The sequence below is a fragment of the Actinoplanes utahensis genome (assembly GCF_016862455.1).
In the GTDB taxonomy this organism is placed as follows: domain Bacteria; phylum Actinomycetota; class Actinomycetes; order Mycobacteriales; family Micromonosporaceae; genus Actinoplanes; species Actinoplanes utahensis.
Genome location: NZ_BOMZ01000028.1, coordinates 22,174 through 36,712, shown reverse-complemented (window position 1 = coordinate 36,712; position 14,539 = coordinate 22,174). Strand labels below are relative to the sequence as shown.

Genomic DNA, 14,539 nt, shown 5'->3' with positions numbered 1-14,539 from the left:
TCGTGAGAACCACCTTGCCGCGGCCGTGGCGTGACTCGACCACCGCGTGCGCCTCGGCCACCGCCTCGAACGGGAACACGCGCACCGGCATCCGGACCTTCCCGGCGGCGGCCAGGGCGATCACCTCGGCGAGCCGCTCCGGGGAACGGCCCGCCCGGACCACCGGCGCGCCGTGCTCGGCGGCCGCCTTGTCGTCGGCGATCGTGCCGGCCCGCCCCGGCGCGACGCCGAGGGCGATCGACTGTGCGATGGCCTCGCCACCGGCGGCGTCGAGGGAGACGGTCGGCTGCAGGCCGGTGGCGCGGACGGCTTCGACGAGCCCTTCGCCGTACGCGACAGGCGTCGCCCCCAGCGCGCGCAGATGGTCGTGGTTGCCCGGACTCGCCGTGCCGATCACGGTCGCGCCGGCCAGTACCGCCAGTTGCGTGGCGACCGTGCCGACGCTGCCGGCGCCGGCGTGCACCAGCAGCACGTCGCCGGCGGTCACGTTCAGGTCGAGCAGGGCGCCGCTCGCGGTCTGAGCGGCGGCGACCAGCCCGGCGGCGGTCGGGAAGTCCAGGCTGTCCGGTTTGGCGACCACGTTCGCGGCCGGGACGGTCAGCAGTTCGGCGACACCGTTCAGCATGGTCGAGCCGAGAACGGCGTCACCGGGCCGGAGACCCGTGACGCCCTCGCCGACGCTCGCCACCACGCCGGCGTACTCCTGGCCGATCTGCTGCGGGAAGGTGGCCCGCACCCACGGCATCCGGCCACGCCGGACCGCCACGTCGAACGGCTGGACCCCGGCGGCCCGGACCCGGACCAGCACCTCGCCCGGACCGGGCGCCGGATCGGGTAGATCCGCGATGCGGAGCACCTCGGGCGGACCGAAGACATCGAAGACGGCAGCTCTCATGGGTGCAGTCTGCAAGCTGAATCGAGGTTGAGGTCAAGCGTCCGGCAGGGTTCCGCTGGCGCTCGATCGGGGAGCGGTTGACAGCACGCCCGCGGGCGGCTCGATACGGTAGGCGGGTGTCTCAGATCCCGTGGTGGGGACTGCCCCTGGTGGCGGTCGTGTTCGCACTCGTCGGCGCCGCGGTGGCGCACCTCGTCTCCGCACGTAACAACGACCTTCTTTACCGGACCCGTCGGGACCGGCAGTGGTACGACGAACGCAAGGACGCCTACTGCCGGCTGCTGGCCGCTTTCGAGCACGCCACCCACCGGCTGCGGGTGACGTTCGAGGCGGGGGAGAAACCGCCGTCCGCTCTCAACTACGTCGATCAGATCGGGCCGGTGCTGATGCCGGTGCGGCTGCTCGCCTCCGGACCGGTCCGCAGCGCTGCCCTCGCCGTGCACCTGCAGTTGGAACGCCTGCACGGGCAGATGAATCCGGCCGCCGTGGTCGGCGTGCAGCCGCAGATCCACTTCCGTGAGCTGCTCGCCCAGGTGCCGTTGGTGATGCAGCAGTTCGAGGCGGCGATCCGCGACGAACTGGGCATCGTGGACACTCCGCCGCAACCGTCCCTGAACGGGCGTGCCAAGGCGCGCCGGGCCGCCGACCTCAGCGAGCCAGGCCCAGAACGACGCTGAACAGGAGCAACACGACCGCCGCGGCGAGGAAAGCCCACAGCAGGTGCCGGCTCTCCTCCCGCGGCGGTTCCGCGTCGTCCTCCAGTGGGGGCAGGTCGGCGGTGGCGTCGGCCAGTTCGCCGTGGGTGCGGCAGGCCAGGACGCGGTCGACCCGTTCCGCGTACTCGTCGAGGGTGAGACGTCCGGCGGCCGCATGCTTCTCCAGCATTGCGACGACACGGTACCGTTCTGCATCGGAGGCCCGGGTGGTCGGTTCATTCACGGCGCCAGGGTAAGCCTCCGCGGCCCGTTTCCCCCACCTGAAGGAGTCGACATGGCAGCCCCCGGCGGGTCCGGCCTCCTCGTGATCGAGCGTCTGTTGCGTGACCGCGACGGCATCTGGCGCCAGATCATCGAGGAGCGGGACCTCAAGCAACTCACCGGCCAGATGTTGATCAGCTCGGCGCTGAGCCTGGCGCTCTACGGCGCGGTCCTGGGTTTCTCCAACAGTGCCCTGCAGGCGGCGGCCTCGTTCGTCAAGCTTCCGCTGCTCTTCCTCGCCACGCTCGCCATCTGCCTGCCCACGCTCTACCTGTTCAACCTGGTCTTCGGCGCCAGGCTGTCGGTCCTTCAGGCGCTCACCCTGATCATGGTGACCATCACCGTGACCGCCGTGCTGACCCTGGCGTTCGCCCCGATCAGCCTGTTCTTCCTGATCACCGCGCAGAGCTACTCGTTCTTCAAGCTGCTCAACGTGGCGATCCTGGTGCTGACCGCGATGGTCGGCCTGCGGTTCCTGACCGCGGGCATGCGGGCGCTCAACGAGCACCAGGAGTCCGTGGCGGTGCCGGCCACCCCGGCGGCGCTGACGGCGGACGCCCAGGAGAAGCCGGCCGCGGACGGGGCGCTTCTGACCAAGCAGCAGCTCGCCGTCCGGACGCAGCCGGCGACCCGTCCGGACGGCTCGGCCAGCATGACGCTGCTCTACATCTGGATCCTGCTGTTCGGGTTCGTCGGCACCCAGCTGGCCTGGACGCTGCGGCCCTTCTTCGGCAGCCCCGGGCGGGACTTCGAGCTGTTCCGCAGCGTCGGCGGCACGTTCTACGCGGACGTCCTGGAGACGATCGGCCGCCTGGTCGGCTGACAACTTACTGCAAACGTTTGCATCGGGCAGGATCGACGACGTGACTGATCAACACGCTCCTCTCGATCCTGTTTCCGCCGCCATCGCCGCCAGTGGTGTCGTCGCCGTCCTCCGCGCCCCCTCCGCCGACGGTTTCGCCGCGGTCGCGGACGTCCTCGTCGCCGCCGGAGTCACCGCCCTGGAGATCACCCTGACCTCGGCGGGCGCGCTGGAGGCGATCGGCGGCCTGCGCCGGCAGCTGCCGGAGACGGTCGTGATCGGCGCGGGCACCGTGCTCACCGAGGACGACGCGAAAGCCTCGATCGACGCGGGCGCCTCCTTCCTGGTGGCGCCGGTCAGCGTTCTCGGCCCGCAGCCGGTGCCGTTCTACCCCGGCGCGTTCACCCCCACCGAGGTCTACACCGCGCACCGGGCCGGAGCGCCGGTGATCAAGCTGTTCCCGGCCGGCGGCCTCGGCCCCGGTTACCTGAAGGACCTGCGCGGCCCGCTGCCGGACGTGCGGATCATGCCGACCGGCGGCATCGGCCTCGACGACATCTCGCAATGGCTCACCGCCGGAGCGGTCGCGGTCGGCCTCGGAGGCCCGCTGATCGGCGACGCCGCCACCGGCGGCAGCCTCACCGCCCTGGCCGCCCGAGCCCGTCACGCGGTCGACGCCGTGGCCTTCGCCCGCTCATGAGCGCGAGCAAGGGGCTGCTCACCCTGGGCGAGTCGATGGGCATCTTCGTGGCCGACGGGATCGGGCCGCTGGAGCACGCCCGCGGTTTCACCCTCGGTGTCGCCGGCGCGGAGAGCAACGTCGCCATCGGCGTCGCCCGCCTCGGCGGCTCCGCCACCTGGCTCGGCCGCCTCGGCCCGGACTCCACCGGCACGCTCATCGAGGCGAGATTGAAAGCCTTCGGGGTACGGGTCCTCGCCGTCCGCGACACCGCCCACACCGGTCTGATGATCCGCTACCAGCGCTCCGGCCAGTTCATCCAGGCCGACTACCACCGCGCCGGCAGCGCCGGGTCCCGCCTCACCCCCGCCGACGTCCCGCGCGACGAGATCCGGCAGGCCGGGATCCTGCACGTCACCGGCATCACCCCGGCGCTCGGGGACACCTGCCGGGCGGCCGTCTTCCACGCCGTCGAGGAGGCTCGCGCCGCCGGCGTCCCGGTGTCGGTGGACGTCAACTACCGCGGCAAGCTGTGGTCCCGCGCCGACGCCGCCCCCGTCCTGCGCGACCTGGTCGGCCGGGCCGACATCGTGTTCGCCGGACCGGACGAGGCGGCCATCTTCGTCGACTCCGGCGACGCGCTCGACGGGCTGGCGAAACTCGGGCCGTCCGAGGTCGTCGTCAAGGACGGGGCCCGCGGCTGCACCGCGCTCATCGACGGCGAACGGCTGTCGGTTCCGGCGCTGCCGGTGACGGCGATCGACCCGGTCGGCGCCGGGGACGCGTTCGTCGCCGGCTATCTGGCCGACCGCCTGGCCGGGGCGGGCGCCGGGGAGCGGCTGCGGACGGCGATCGCCTCCGGCGCGTTCGCGGTCACCGTGCCTGGCGACTGCGAGGGTCTGCCCGACCGGGCCGAACTGGCCGCCCTCACCGGCGGCGACATCAATCGATAGGGAACCGGTTAGGTCCCGGAGCGAGCGGGTACGGATCACACAACGGCGAATTCAACTATTTGAGGAGGCCGTTATGCAACCGACGCCCTTCACTCCGTGGACCTGGCGTGAGCCGTCCGTGCTGGGCAACGACCCGGTGACCGCGACGAGTGCCGACGAAGACGGTACGACCGGCGTGGACCTGGTCGGCTACAAGGTCGAGGCCACCGATGGGCACATCGGCTCGATCGACAAGGCCAGTTACGACGTCGACGACTCGTTCCTCGTGGTCGACACCGGACCGTGGATCTTCGGGCGGAAGGTCCTCCTCCCGGCCGGCACGGTGCAGACGTTCGACCATGCCGAGCGGAAGGTCTACGTGGACCGTACGAAGGAGCAGATCAAGACCTCTCCGGAGTACGACAAGGACACCTTCGAGACCCCGGAGTACCGTCAGCAGGTCGGTGACTACTACACCGGTAGTTACCGCGACTACCCCCGCTGACGAACCGAGTCCCGCCGCCCCGCCCGTAACCCCCACGGGCGGGGCGGCGTACGTCCGTCAGGGAACGATCACCACACCGCCCCGCACCCCGCCCTCGGCCAGCCGCTCATGGGCGGCCGCCGCGCCGGCGAAGGAGTAGACGCCGGCGACGCGGAGCGGGATGCCGCCGGTGGTGACGAGCTCCACCAGGTCGCTCAGCCGGGATCCGTCCGGCTGCACCTCGAGCGCGTACGTCCGGATGTCCCGCACCGGCTCGGGGCGCAGCGGGGGAGACGCCGCCACGTGGCCACCGCCGTCGCGGACCAGGTCCAGCAGCGAGGCGCCGATCACCGCCAGATCGACCACCGCGTCGTACGTCCCGGTGACCTTCTCGGAGCGGTCCAGGAAGGTCGCCCCCAGCGACTCCACGAACTCCCGATCGTCCGGGCCGGCGAGTCCGGTGGCATGCAGACCGGCCTGCCGGGCCAGCGCCAGGACGAACCCGCCGACCTGCCCGGCAGCCCCGGTGACGAGCACTGTCGCACCCGCCGGAAGGGCCAGCAGGTCGAGCGCCTGAGCGGCGGCGAGACCGTTGGTCGGCAGGGTCGCCGCGTCGGTGGCCGGCACGCCGGCGGGCGCGGCGGTCAGCCAGGCGGCGTCCAGCACCACGAACTCCGCGTGGGCGCCGGTAGTGGTCCGCAGCCAGGGCGAGAACCCGATGACCTCGTCACCGATCGTGAACTCACCGGCCGACGGGCCGACCGCGTCGACGGTGCCGGCCACGTCCCAGCCGGGCGTGTAGGGCAGGCCGGCCGGCAGCGGGGCGGGGAACCGGCCGGAGCGCACCATCAGGTCCACCGGGTGCACCACGGAGGCGGCGACCCGTACCCGGACCTGTCCCGGCCCCGGTTCCGGCACCGGCACCTCGGCCACGTGCAGGACCTCGGGACCGCCGAACTCTGCGTAACGGACAGCGTGCATGACTCGTCTCCTTCGTGGCGTTTCTCGAACACCACGAACGTACGGATCTCGGGGCACTGTGAGAAAGTAGGTACCTTCGAGTGCCTAGGGCACCGCTGGAGGGCGACGATGGCTACGACGACCGCGCAACAACGCCGGGAGCAGGCGAAACGCGAGTACGACGCGTTCCTGGACGCCTGCCCCACCCGTGAACTGCTGAGCCGGCTCACCGACAAGTGGGTGGCGCTGGTCGTCCCGGCGCTCGCCGGCGGCCCGCAACGGCACAGCGAGCTCGCCGCCCGCATCGCCGGCGTCAGCCAGAAGATGCTCACCCAGACGTTACGGACGCTGGAACGCGACGGCCTGGTCACCCGCACGGTGACCGCCTCGGTGCCGGTCCGCGTCGACTACGAGCTGACGCCGCTCGGCCACGAGCTCTTCCCCGTCATGATCGCGATCAAGGCGTGGGCGGAGACCCACATGGACCAGGTCTTCGAGGCCCGCGCCCACTTCGACGCGAAACCCTAGCCGTTCCGTCACTCCGCGGCGGCCCCGGTGATGCTCCGCTGAATTGACGCCGGTGCATGGCAGTATGCCGTCATGGCTTCTCCCGACGACGTACGGACTGTTGCCCTCGGACTGCCCGAGGTGGATGAGAAACCGCATTTCGGGATGCCGGCGTTTCGTGTCGCCGATAAGGGTTTTGCCTCTGTGACCAAGGATCATCGGCGCTTGTTCCTGCACCTCGACGTGGCTGACATCGAAGCAGAACTTGTTCACGGCGACTGTCAGCGACTCACCCGAGGTGCGACCCTCATCGGTTTGGATGCTGACCTCATGGCTCTCGATGCCGAGCGGCTGCAACGATTGCTGCTCGCCGCCTGGCGCCATCGTGCCCCCAAGAAGGTGCTCGGACGTTACGAATCGTAACCGCATCGGGTGGACGTGCGTGAAGTGCGGCGCGACGCGCACTCATATCGACAGTTCAGCACGTCTGGCGGTCAGGGTGCCGACCAAACAGGTATGGTTTCCTTGCCGAATGTTGATCAATGGTTATGAGGAATCCCCAGTCGTGGCCGGTGAGGGCCTGATCGCCCTGCCGGGGTTCTGGGCAACCTACTTCGAGTGGATGTGTGAGTCAGGCGACGAGCAAGCCGTACCTTTAGCGGAGCGGTTCGGAGAGGCCGGCGCAGATGTCGACGCCGCAATCGAGGCGCTGATGAACGAGAAGGCTTGGCCCGTCTTCCGAGTACCGTTCGACGACGGTCACGCCGCTGTCGTGGTGTACGCGAACTTGCCCGAGGACGGCGGTATCGAGTACTTCGCAACCCATCCCGAACGGGACCGTCAGGGATCTCTGGCGACGGTGGACGGTCACCCCGCCGGCCCCGGTTTGGCGTGGCGGGAACTCCTCCACATCGCCGAGCGGCAGCAACGAGATCTTCGACGGAATCCTGGTGTGCGATGGGCCCTACAGTCCCCGGTCCGGGACAAGGCTGGCACAAGGAATCACGCCTGAGCAGAACGACCGGCTCGCACGGGCTCTAGGCACCGGGCGGATCTGAGACACGCCGCTGCCCGGCGGTCGACAAGGCTGCCGTCTCGATGATGACGTACCCGTTCGCGATGAATCCGCCGATCTTGTGAGTCTCGGGCTGTGGAAACGGCGAAGAGTCACAAGGCCCATCGTCTCGGCCGGCAATACCGGACGGCGGCATCTGAGGACATGTGATGTTCTTTGCAACTGTCTGCTATAGGTCTGCCGCCAGCGAGCGGCTTACCGCCTCGAAGAACTTCGTACGCTTGTTCCAGTACACGATCTTCCACTCTCCGACCCGCTGCTCGCGGCCTTTGGCAAAGGGTGTCCCACGAAGATGCTGCCAGAATTCACGGGCCAGCCGAACGGACTCACCGTCCATGACGAGCCGAAGTCCATCGAGCGCGGACTGGCCTTCGTCTGATTCGATTCTCCGGAATGCCTTTTCGCGTTCTTCGCCATCGGTGTTCTCCTCGTGCACCGCAAGCAGGTGAAGATACTGCTGATGAAAGGCACATAGCATGGTCAGACAGGCCGTACGCCTCGCATCGAAGAGTCGCGAACGTCGTTCCCGCTCGAAAGAACTCCGCTGTATGAGGAACGTGCTGACCGACCCGATCAGGGCGCCCAGTAGAGTGCCAATAACCGGTAGGTAGGGATGAGGCTGCATACCGCACTGTATCCGTGAACTCATCGCGGGGTCAGGTCTATTCATGCGATGCCTTCGAATGGCGTCAGAGGTCAGTGAGGCCGTATGGGACTCGGCTGTAAACGCTGGTGTCGTGCCCGCAGCATCGTGGGTTCGGCCGCGCCGGGAGGGGGCGTCCTCTGGGCCGCCTTCGGGGATTGCCGAGCGAGCGGCGAAGACGTGCTCGTCCTCCCCGAAGGTCGTGACTATCAGCAGACGGGCGTCGATGCTGGCGTCGGCGGCAATGTGCCGGGTGGCTTCGAGGCCGTCCATGGCGGGCATGCGGATGTCCATGAGCAGGACGTCCGGCCGGAGTGCACGGCTCTGCCGGATCGCCGCGGCACCGTCGGCCGCCTCGCCGACCACCGTGAGCCCCGGTGAGGTTTCCAGGAGCACCCGGAATCCGGCTCGTACCAGCGCTTCGTCGTCCACGACCAGGACCCGGATCGGCTCGGTAGTGCCGTCGGCGTCGACCGCCAGTCCAGCCACGTCGCTTCCCCTCGCTGCGGTCAGCGGGCGCCGTCTGGTTCATCGACCGTAGTGGGAACTGAACGCGCACCGCGTAACCACCGTCCGGACATGGGCCGGTCGTCACGGTGCCCTCGTACAACGCGACACGGTCCCGCATCCCGGCCAGGCCGTGTCCGCTGCCCGGTCCGGCCCCGGACGGACCGGCGACCGGGGCGCGTTGGGCACCGAGATGCCGAGCCCGTCCGGGCGGCTGGTGACCTCGACGGATGTCGCCACCCGGCCGGCGTGGCGGACCACATTCGTCAGCGCCTCCTGCACGACCCGGTAGGCGGACTCCTCGACCGGTGGTGGTGCGCCGGCCGTCTCGGACAGTGCCGGCGTGATCGGATAGCCGTCATCGCGGAGGCTGTCGACGGGTCAGCGACCACGGAAGAGGTCATGGCCGCCGGAGAGATCGCCGACTACCTCGGCGTCAGTCGCCAGCGCGTGGCCGTACTCGTCGAACGCCCCGATTTTCCCGCACCGATCGCCCACCTGTCGGTGGGGCGGATCTGGCGGACTTCCGACGTTCGGCAGTGGGCCGCGAACCGGTCCCACCGCGTCCACGAGGACGAGAAGGAATAGCGGCCGCCGGCGAACGTCATCCCCGGATGATGCGGGGGGTGGTGAAGTCCTGGTTGTCGATCAGGATGGTGGCCTGGGACTGCGGGGAGCAGGCGCGGAAGTAGATGCGCTGGCCCGCCACGTAACGGCGCATGCCGGGGTGGTCCGGGTCGGGAGGGGTGCCGTCGCGGAGGGACATGCGCAGGGCGGTCACCTCGAACGGGACGTCCAGGAAGACGGAGAGATCCCAGGCGGTGACGAGTTCCGGGCGGTGCAGGAACAGGCCGTCGACGAGGAGGACCGCGGTGGGCTCGGCGGTACGCGGCTCGGGGTCGAGGACGGCGTCGGTGGTGAGGTCGTGGGCGGCCGGGCGGTAGCGCCGCGACCCGCCCGGGGCGAACGGGGCGAGGACGTCGCGGTGGAAGCGCTCGTAGTCGTACGAATCGAGCCAGAAACCGTCCGGTGAATCGCGGCCCCGCCGGTGACGGATCGCCCGTACGTGGTGGAAGTCGTCCAGGGAGATCCGCACCACCGGGCGGCCGAGCGACCGGACCCTCTCCGCGAGCCGGTCGGCGAAGGTGGTCTTCCCGGAGCCGTCCACGCCGTCGACGGCGATGCGGGGGCCGGTGTCGCCGAGGGCGAGGATGCGCGCGGCGACGTGGGCGAGGGCGGCGCTCATCGGGTGACATGCCGGGTCAGGCGGCGACGCGCCGCATGCGGACCGCGTCGATGCTCTCGGCGTCGACGATCTGCTCGCGGTCGAGTGGGACGCTGGTGGGTCGCCGGTCGCGGAACGGCTGCCGTCGGGAACTCGTCGACCAATCTCATCGACGCGAACACTGTTTCGTGACCACGAAGGTGCTCGAACGAAGCCATCGACCGCTGTTTCGCACCCGGACTTCACACACGGTCGGGAACGCGGGCGCGGAGGCGGAGGCGGCGCAGCATCCGTGCGTCGGTGAATCCGACCGCCCGGGCCGCCGCCTCCGCGGTCGCGCCGTGACCGATCAGGTACTCCGCGCGTTCCACCCGCAGCAACTGCTGGTACCGCAGCGGGGTGCGCCCGGTCGCGGCGGTGAACAGGCGGGTCAGGGTGCGCTCGCTGACCCCCGCGCCGCCGGCCAGGTCGGCCAGCGGCAGGGTGGCGGCGAAGTCGGCGTCGATCCGGTCCTGGACCCGGTGCACCACGTCGCTGAGGTGGGCGCGGTGCCGCAGCATGGCGCTGTGCTGATGTTCGTCGCCGTTTCGGCGGGCGTAGACGACCATCTCCCGGGCCACCCAGGCGGCCACCGCCGGGCCGTGTCGCTGAGCGACCAGGTGCAGGGCCAGGTCGATACCGCTGGCGATGCCGGCCGACGTGACCACCCGGTCGTCGCAGACGTAGAGGACGTCCCGGACCACCGTCGCGTCGGGATAGCTGCGGGCGAGCCGTTCCTGCAGGTCGTGGTGGGTGGTGCAGCGACGGCCGGCGAGCAGGCCGGCCCGGCCGAGCGCGTCGGCTCCGGCGCAGACGCTGGCCACGGTGCCGCCGGCGGTGTGGTGCGCGGCGATCCGGGACACCGTCTCCGCGGAGAGATGGCCGAAACCGTCGCGCCAGCCGGGAACCAGCACGAGATCATCCGCGGTCAGCGCCGGCCACGACGTGCCGGCCTGCAGCGACACGCCCTGCCAGGTCGGCACGGGCGTGGCCTCCGCGACATAGGACAGCTCGTAACCGGGCGCGGTCGAGAACACCTGGGCCGGTCCGGCGAGGTCGAGCAGGTGCACCTGCGGCGTCAGGACGAACAGCACCCTGCTCACGATCCGGTCACTCCCCGATGATCTCCGCGACGGTCTTGACTTCTGCGAAGCGGCCGGACAGCGCGTAGACGGTGCGGGCCACCACGTCCTCGGCCGCCAGCGTACGGGGGTCGGCCAGCAACTCCTCGACACTCTGGCCGGCGGGGGCGTCCGGGTGCGGGATCGGGTGGGTGGCGGTGGCGTCGACCGCGAACGTCACCTCGTACCCCAGATCGGAGGCGAACCGTGCGGTCGTCTCCACGCACTGCTCGGTGCGCAGGCCGCAGACCGTGATCGCTCGAATCCCCGCCACGGTGAGCCGATGCTGCAGGTCAGTGGTGGTGAACGCGTTGTGAACGGTCTTCGTCAGCACCGGCTCGCCGGCCGCCGGCTTCAGCTCGTCGACGACCCGGACGAACCCGCTCTCCGGATCGAACACGTTTCCGGTGCCCGGTTCGGAGTGGATCACCCAGATCACCGGCTCACCCGCGGCCCGTGCCGCGTCGACCAGTCGCCCGACGTTCTCGATGATTCGGGGGTTGCTGGTGGTGGCCCAGAGCGGCCGGGCGCGGAACGACTCCTGGACGTCGATCACGACGAGTGCGTTGGTCATGGTTCGATTCAACGCCGCGGCCCGTCCCGGCTGAAGGCACCATCGCGCCGCGAGGCGGAACGATCCGGTCAAGACCTATGCGTCGTACGGGCCACGAAGGGTCCCGTGGCGCTCCGGAACGGGCAGGCGCGGGCCCGGACCGTCCGCACCCTGCGGGCCGAATGCGATGGTCGCGGTTCTTCCCGGCTTACGCCGGGCGGGCCCGGCGCTGTTCGCGAGCCAGCGAGCGGGAACGCGCCTCGCTCAGCAGCCGGTCCAGTTCGGCGGCGGTCGCCGGGCCGGGATCGACCACGCACGCCCAGCCCTGCACCGCGTAGGCCGGGTGCGGCAGCAGCTGGTCCGGCTCCGCGAAGTCGATCCCCGCGCTGTGCTCGGCGAACTCCTCCGGGCCGTACCCGAACAGCTTCCGGAACTCGTCCCGCCCCACTTCGACGTTGACCCGGTAGCGGCCCGGCTCGGACAGGCGGGACCGCTCGTCGAAGTCCGGGACGTCGGAATACACGATCGTCGCGAACGGCCGCATCCGGTCCTCGCCGGCGAAGAAGAACCGGTCGCCCCAGGTGTACGGCGGCATCTCGGACCCCGGCTCGATCCGGGTCGCGGTCACCCCCGGCAGGCCGCTGATCCGCGCGGCGTCGGCGGCTCCCGGACCGGACCCGACGTGCAGGATCGCGTCGCAGCCGGCGATCGTCTCGGCGTCGAGCGGGAACGACGGCCAGCCGTTCGCGGTGTCGCCGCGGGGGGCCGGGCCGCCGCCGATGCGGTCCGGCGTGAACAGGCCGGTCTCGGGGCCCAGCCCGTCCTCGAACGTGCCCGGCTCGGGGGCCCGCAGGCCCAGGGAGGGGCTCGCGCCGAGACTGCCGGCGACGAACACGTACCGGTCGCCGAGCAGCGCGGACACGATCGAACCGGCGCCGTCCCACTCGGCGACCACGTCCTGGCCGTCCCAGTGGGCGGTCCAGCTGCTCGGATGCCGTTGCAGGTGGGCGTTGGCGGCGAAGACCAGGGTCGGGCCACGGTCGCGTTCGTGGGCGACGATGTCGAGCAGGTTGCGGGCCATCAGCGCGTCCCGCACCCCGAGGAGGCGGGACATCCGGGCCGACAGCGGCATCGGCTCGGCCATCGCCGCGTGGTAGGTGAGCAGGCCGATCGCCGTCGCCGCCAGCACCTCCGCCCGATACCAGGAACGGGAACCGGAGTCCCTGTGCCGGCGGGGCGCGGAGCCGTACGACATCGTCCGGAGATCCTCCGCCAGACCGCGCAGCGCGGCAGCCTCCGGTGACCGGCCGGGAGATCGCGTCGCGTCCTCCATCATGATCGCCGGGTCGGTCCAGCGGCTCTCGTCGCCGAGCAACTCGTCCAGCTCGGGCGCCGGGACGCCCAGGTAGTCGCGGAGTTCCCGCAGGTAGGGCCCGGGGCTGGCGGCGCCGGTGACGTCCACCGGGGCGTCGAAGCCGTGGAAGGTGATGTGCTCGTTCGTCTCGTTGTGGGCGCGCAGCCAGTCGATCAGCTCGCGGTTGGCGGGCAGCAGGCCGAAACCGTGCGTGAGCCCGGAGCCGAGATCCACCTCGTGCGTGTAGGGACCGCCGAGGTGCACGTCGTCCCGGCGGCCGCACACGTAGTCGTCGATGGCGAGCGCGGCGGCCCGGTCCGACTCGATCGCGATCGAGCGGAAACCCTGCCCGGCGAGGGCCTCCAGGATCCGGTTGCGCAGGCGCGGGAACGCGGGCTCGGCGTGGGTCGGCTCGCCCAGCCCGAGGATCAGCGGCCGTCGCGCGGTCAGGGACAGCAGGAGCTCGGTGTCGAAAGCCATGACCTCAACCGTATCGTTGAACCAGCGGTTGAAACTTTCATCGCATCGACCTGGGGAGAGTCCGCTGAAGTCTCAAAACGGGGTGTACCGTCCGGTCGATCTGGCGCGGGCGCACGGGCTGTCCGCGCAGGCCGTCCGCAACTACGAGGACGCCGGCGTGATCCCGCCGGCCCGGCGCACCGCCAGCGGCTACCGGGTCTACACCGACGATCATGTGGGTGCGCTCGGCGCTTACGTCGCGCTTCTTCCGGGGTACGGGTACCGCGCCGCTGCCGAGATCATGCGGGCGGTGCTCCGTTCCGACGTCGCCGCCGCGCTCGCCGTCATCGACGCCGCCCACGTGCGACTGCATCGCGACCGGGAGACCGTGACCCGGGTCGCGTCCGCCGTCTCCGCACTCGCCGACGCTCCCGCCGCCGATGCTCCCGCCGCCGATGCGCCCGCCGACGCGCCCGCCGACGCGGCGCCCGACCGGCCGGTGCCCGTCGGCGTGCTCGCCCACCGGCTCGACGTCACCCCGGCCACGCTGCGCAAATGGGAACGTGCCGGGATCCTGTCGCCGACCCGCGTCCGCAACGCCCGGATGTACTCCCCGGACGACGTCCGCGACGCCGAACTCGCGCACCTGCTGCGCCGCGGCGGCTACCCCCTCGGCCACATCGCCACCGTGCTGGAACAGGTGCGCGCGGCCGGCGGGGCCGGTCCCCTCGCCGCCTCGATCGACCAGTGGCGGGACCGGCTCACCGCCCGCGGCCGGGCCATGCTGACCGGCGCCGCCCGCCTCGACGACTATCTGTCCTGTTAGCGTCGGGTGTGGCCGTTCGAGGTGTCGTTCGCATGTGGAACCACGACGAGGGCTGGGGTGTGATCGACTCCCCGGAGACCCCCGGCGGGTGCTGGGCCCACTTCAGTAGTGGGGCCATGCGGGGATATGTCGCCTTCGACCCCGGCGATCCGGTGTCCCTGGAGTGGGAGGTGCCGGGGCAGGATGGCTGGCCGTTCCGGGCGGTGCGGATCTGGCCGTCCGGTCAGGACCCGGTCGACCGGGAGACCGGCTCCAGCGGCGCCTACAGCAGCACGCTGACCCTGACCTTCGACGATCCCGGCGAGCCGTCACGCTGACCGCTTCCGCCGCGGCCGCCGGCTCACGCTGACTCTGCCGGAACTGGTGCTGACCCGCTCCGCTCTCGGCCCCCACGGCACCGGCCTGCTGGAACATGTCCCGGCCGCCCACCCGGCGGACACCGGCCGCAACGGGGGGCGAGGGCCGTGATGAACACGCTCACCGCGGCCCTCGCCCTCAACG

General features: G+C 70.7%; 19 protein-coding genes. 11 read left to right on the top strand and 8 right to left on the bottom strand.

What is annotated here, in order from left to right; genetic code table 11:
- A partial coding sequence (locus tag Aut01nite_RS09565) for an NADP-dependent oxidoreductase (protein WP_204037484.1) occupies positions 1–895 on the bottom strand: 895 nt, incomplete at its 3' end.
- A 116-nt stretch (positions 896–1,011) separates the two neighbouring features.
- On the opposite strand from Aut01nite_RS09565, the gene Aut01nite_RS09560 reads away from it, so the two are divergent.
- Positions 1,012–1,572 carry a hypothetical protein gene (locus Aut01nite_RS09560; RefSeq protein ID WP_152628508.1) on the top strand — a complete coding sequence of 187 codons (561 nt, stop codon included), beginning with the start codon at positions 1,012–1,014 and terminating at the stop codon, positions 1,570–1,572.
- On the opposite strand, the gene Aut01nite_RS09555 is transcribed toward Aut01nite_RS09560, so the two are convergent.
- Positions 1,544–1,834 (bottom strand): DUF1707 SHOCT-like domain-containing protein, encoded by a 291-nt coding sequence (locus tag Aut01nite_RS09555; protein WP_043523002.1) that lies wholly within the window; start codon positions 1,832–1,834, stop codon positions 1,544–1,546. The genes Aut01nite_RS09560 and Aut01nite_RS09555 overlap by 29 nt on opposite strands.
- Positions 1,835–1,885: 51 nt before the next feature.
- Between Aut01nite_RS09555 and Aut01nite_RS09550 the strand changes: the two genes are divergently transcribed.
- From Aut01nite_RS09550 to Aut01nite_RS09535, 4 genes are all read left to right on the top strand, one after another.
- Positions 1,886–2,695 carry a hypothetical protein gene (locus Aut01nite_RS09550; protein ID WP_043523001.1) on the top strand — a complete coding sequence of 270 codons (810 nt, stop codon included), beginning with the start codon at positions 1,886–1,888 and terminating at the stop codon, positions 2,693–2,695.
- Between the two features lie 40 nt (positions 2,696–2,735).
- On the top strand, positions 2,736–3,374 hold the full coding sequence (locus Aut01nite_RS09545) for a bifunctional 4-hydroxy-2-oxoglutarate aldolase/2-dehydro-3-deoxy-phosphogluconate aldolase (protein ID WP_052163268.1): 639 nt from the start codon (positions 2,736–2,738) through the stop codon (positions 3,372–3,374).
- Positions 3,371–4,306, top strand: a complete 936-nt coding sequence (locus tag Aut01nite_RS09540; protein WP_043523000.1) for a sugar kinase — start codon at positions 3,371–3,373, stop codon at positions 4,304–4,306. The genes Aut01nite_RS09545 and Aut01nite_RS09540 overlap by 4 nt, the downstream gene beginning before the upstream one ends.
- A gap of 73 nt (positions 4,307–4,379) precedes the next feature.
- Positions 4,380–4,790, top strand: a complete 411-nt coding sequence (locus Aut01nite_RS09535; RefSeq protein WP_043522999.1) for a PRC-barrel domain-containing protein — start codon at positions 4,380–4,382, stop codon at positions 4,788–4,790.
- Between the two features lie 57 nt (positions 4,791–4,847).
- Here Aut01nite_RS09535 and Aut01nite_RS09530 read toward each other — a convergent pair whose 3' ends face one another.
- Positions 4,848–5,750: an NADP-dependent oxidoreductase gene (locus tag Aut01nite_RS09530; RefSeq protein ID WP_043522998.1), complete on the bottom strand. Its 903-nt coding sequence runs from the start codon at positions 5,748–5,750 to the stop codon at positions 4,848–4,850.
- A 108-nt stretch (positions 5,751–5,858) separates the two neighbouring features.
- Between Aut01nite_RS09530 and Aut01nite_RS09525 the strand changes: the two genes are divergently transcribed.
- The 3 genes from Aut01nite_RS09525 (at position 5,859) to Aut01nite_RS09515 (ending at position 7,248) form a co-directional block, all read left to right on the top strand.
- Positions 5,859–6,257 carry a winged helix-turn-helix transcriptional regulator gene (locus tag Aut01nite_RS09525; RefSeq protein WP_043522996.1) on the top strand — a complete coding sequence of 133 codons (399 nt, stop codon included), beginning with the start codon at positions 5,859–5,861 and terminating at the stop codon, positions 6,255–6,257.
- Positions 6,258–6,329: 72 nt separating this feature from the next.
- Complete coding sequence (locus Aut01nite_RS09520; RefSeq protein WP_043522995.1) at positions 6,330–6,659, top strand: MmcQ/YjbR family DNA-binding protein; 330 nt, start codon at positions 6,330–6,332, stop codon at positions 6,657–6,659.
- Positions 6,660–6,768: 109 nt separating this feature from the next.
- Entirely contained in the window at positions 6,769–7,248 is a 480-nt protein-coding gene (locus Aut01nite_RS09515) for a hypothetical protein (protein ID WP_201775432.1), read from the top strand.
- Positions 7,249–7,480: 232 nt separating this feature from the next.
- Here the strand turns inward: Aut01nite_RS09515 and Aut01nite_RS09510 are convergent, their stop codons facing one another.
- On the bottom strand, positions 7,481–8,443 hold the full coding sequence (locus Aut01nite_RS09510) for a response regulator (RefSeq protein WP_052163266.1): 963 nt from the start codon (positions 8,441–8,443) through the stop codon (positions 7,481–7,483).
- 420 nt (positions 8,444–8,863) lie between these two features.
- Between Aut01nite_RS09510 and Aut01nite_RS09505 the strand changes: the two genes are divergently transcribed.
- Entirely contained in the window at positions 8,864–9,049 is a 186-nt protein-coding gene (locus tag Aut01nite_RS09505) for a helix-turn-helix transcriptional regulator (RefSeq protein WP_043523110.1), read from the top strand.
- A gap of 16 nt (positions 9,050–9,065) precedes the next feature.
- On the opposite strand, the gene Aut01nite_RS09500 is transcribed toward Aut01nite_RS09505, so the two are convergent.
- The 4 genes from Aut01nite_RS09500 to Aut01nite_RS09485 form a co-directional block, all read right to left on the bottom strand.
- Complete coding sequence (locus Aut01nite_RS09500; protein WP_043522992.1) at positions 9,066–9,707, bottom strand: nucleoside/nucleotide kinase family protein; 642 nt, start codon at positions 9,705–9,707, stop codon at positions 9,066–9,068.
- 221 nt (positions 9,708–9,928) lie between these two features.
- The gene (locus Aut01nite_RS09495) at positions 9,929–10,828 is read right to left on the bottom strand and encodes a GlxA family transcriptional regulator (protein ID WP_043522990.1); all 900 of its coding nucleotides are present in this window, start codon (positions 10,826–10,828) and stop codon (positions 9,929–9,931) included.
- Positions 10,829–10,835: 7 nt separating this feature from the next.
- The gene (locus tag Aut01nite_RS09490; RefSeq protein ID WP_173476640.1) at positions 10,836–11,420 is read right to left on the bottom strand and encodes a cysteine hydrolase family protein; all 585 of its coding nucleotides are present in this window, start codon (positions 11,418–11,420) and stop codon (positions 10,836–10,838) included.
- Positions 11,421–11,607: 187 nt separating this feature from the next.
- Positions 11,608–13,233: a DUF6194 family protein gene (locus Aut01nite_RS09485; protein WP_043522988.1), complete on the bottom strand. Its 1,626-nt coding sequence runs from the start codon at positions 13,231–13,233 to the stop codon at positions 11,608–11,610.
- 82 nt (positions 13,234–13,315) lie between these two features.
- Here Aut01nite_RS09485 and Aut01nite_RS09480 point away from each other — a divergent pair, with 82 nt between their 5' ends.
- Both Aut01nite_RS09480 and Aut01nite_RS09475 read left to right on the top strand, forming a co-directional pair.
- Positions 13,316–14,038 (top strand): MerR family transcriptional regulator, encoded by a 723-nt coding sequence (locus Aut01nite_RS09480; protein ID WP_043522987.1) that lies wholly within the window; start codon positions 13,316–13,318, stop codon positions 14,036–14,038.
- A 32-nt stretch (positions 14,039–14,070) separates the two neighbouring features.
- Positions 14,071–14,355 carry a hypothetical protein gene (locus tag Aut01nite_RS09475; RefSeq protein ID WP_043522986.1) on the top strand — a complete coding sequence of 95 codons (285 nt, stop codon included), beginning with the start codon at positions 14,071–14,073 and terminating at the stop codon, positions 14,353–14,355.
- The last annotated feature ends 184 nt before the right edge of the window (positions 14,356–14,539 follow it).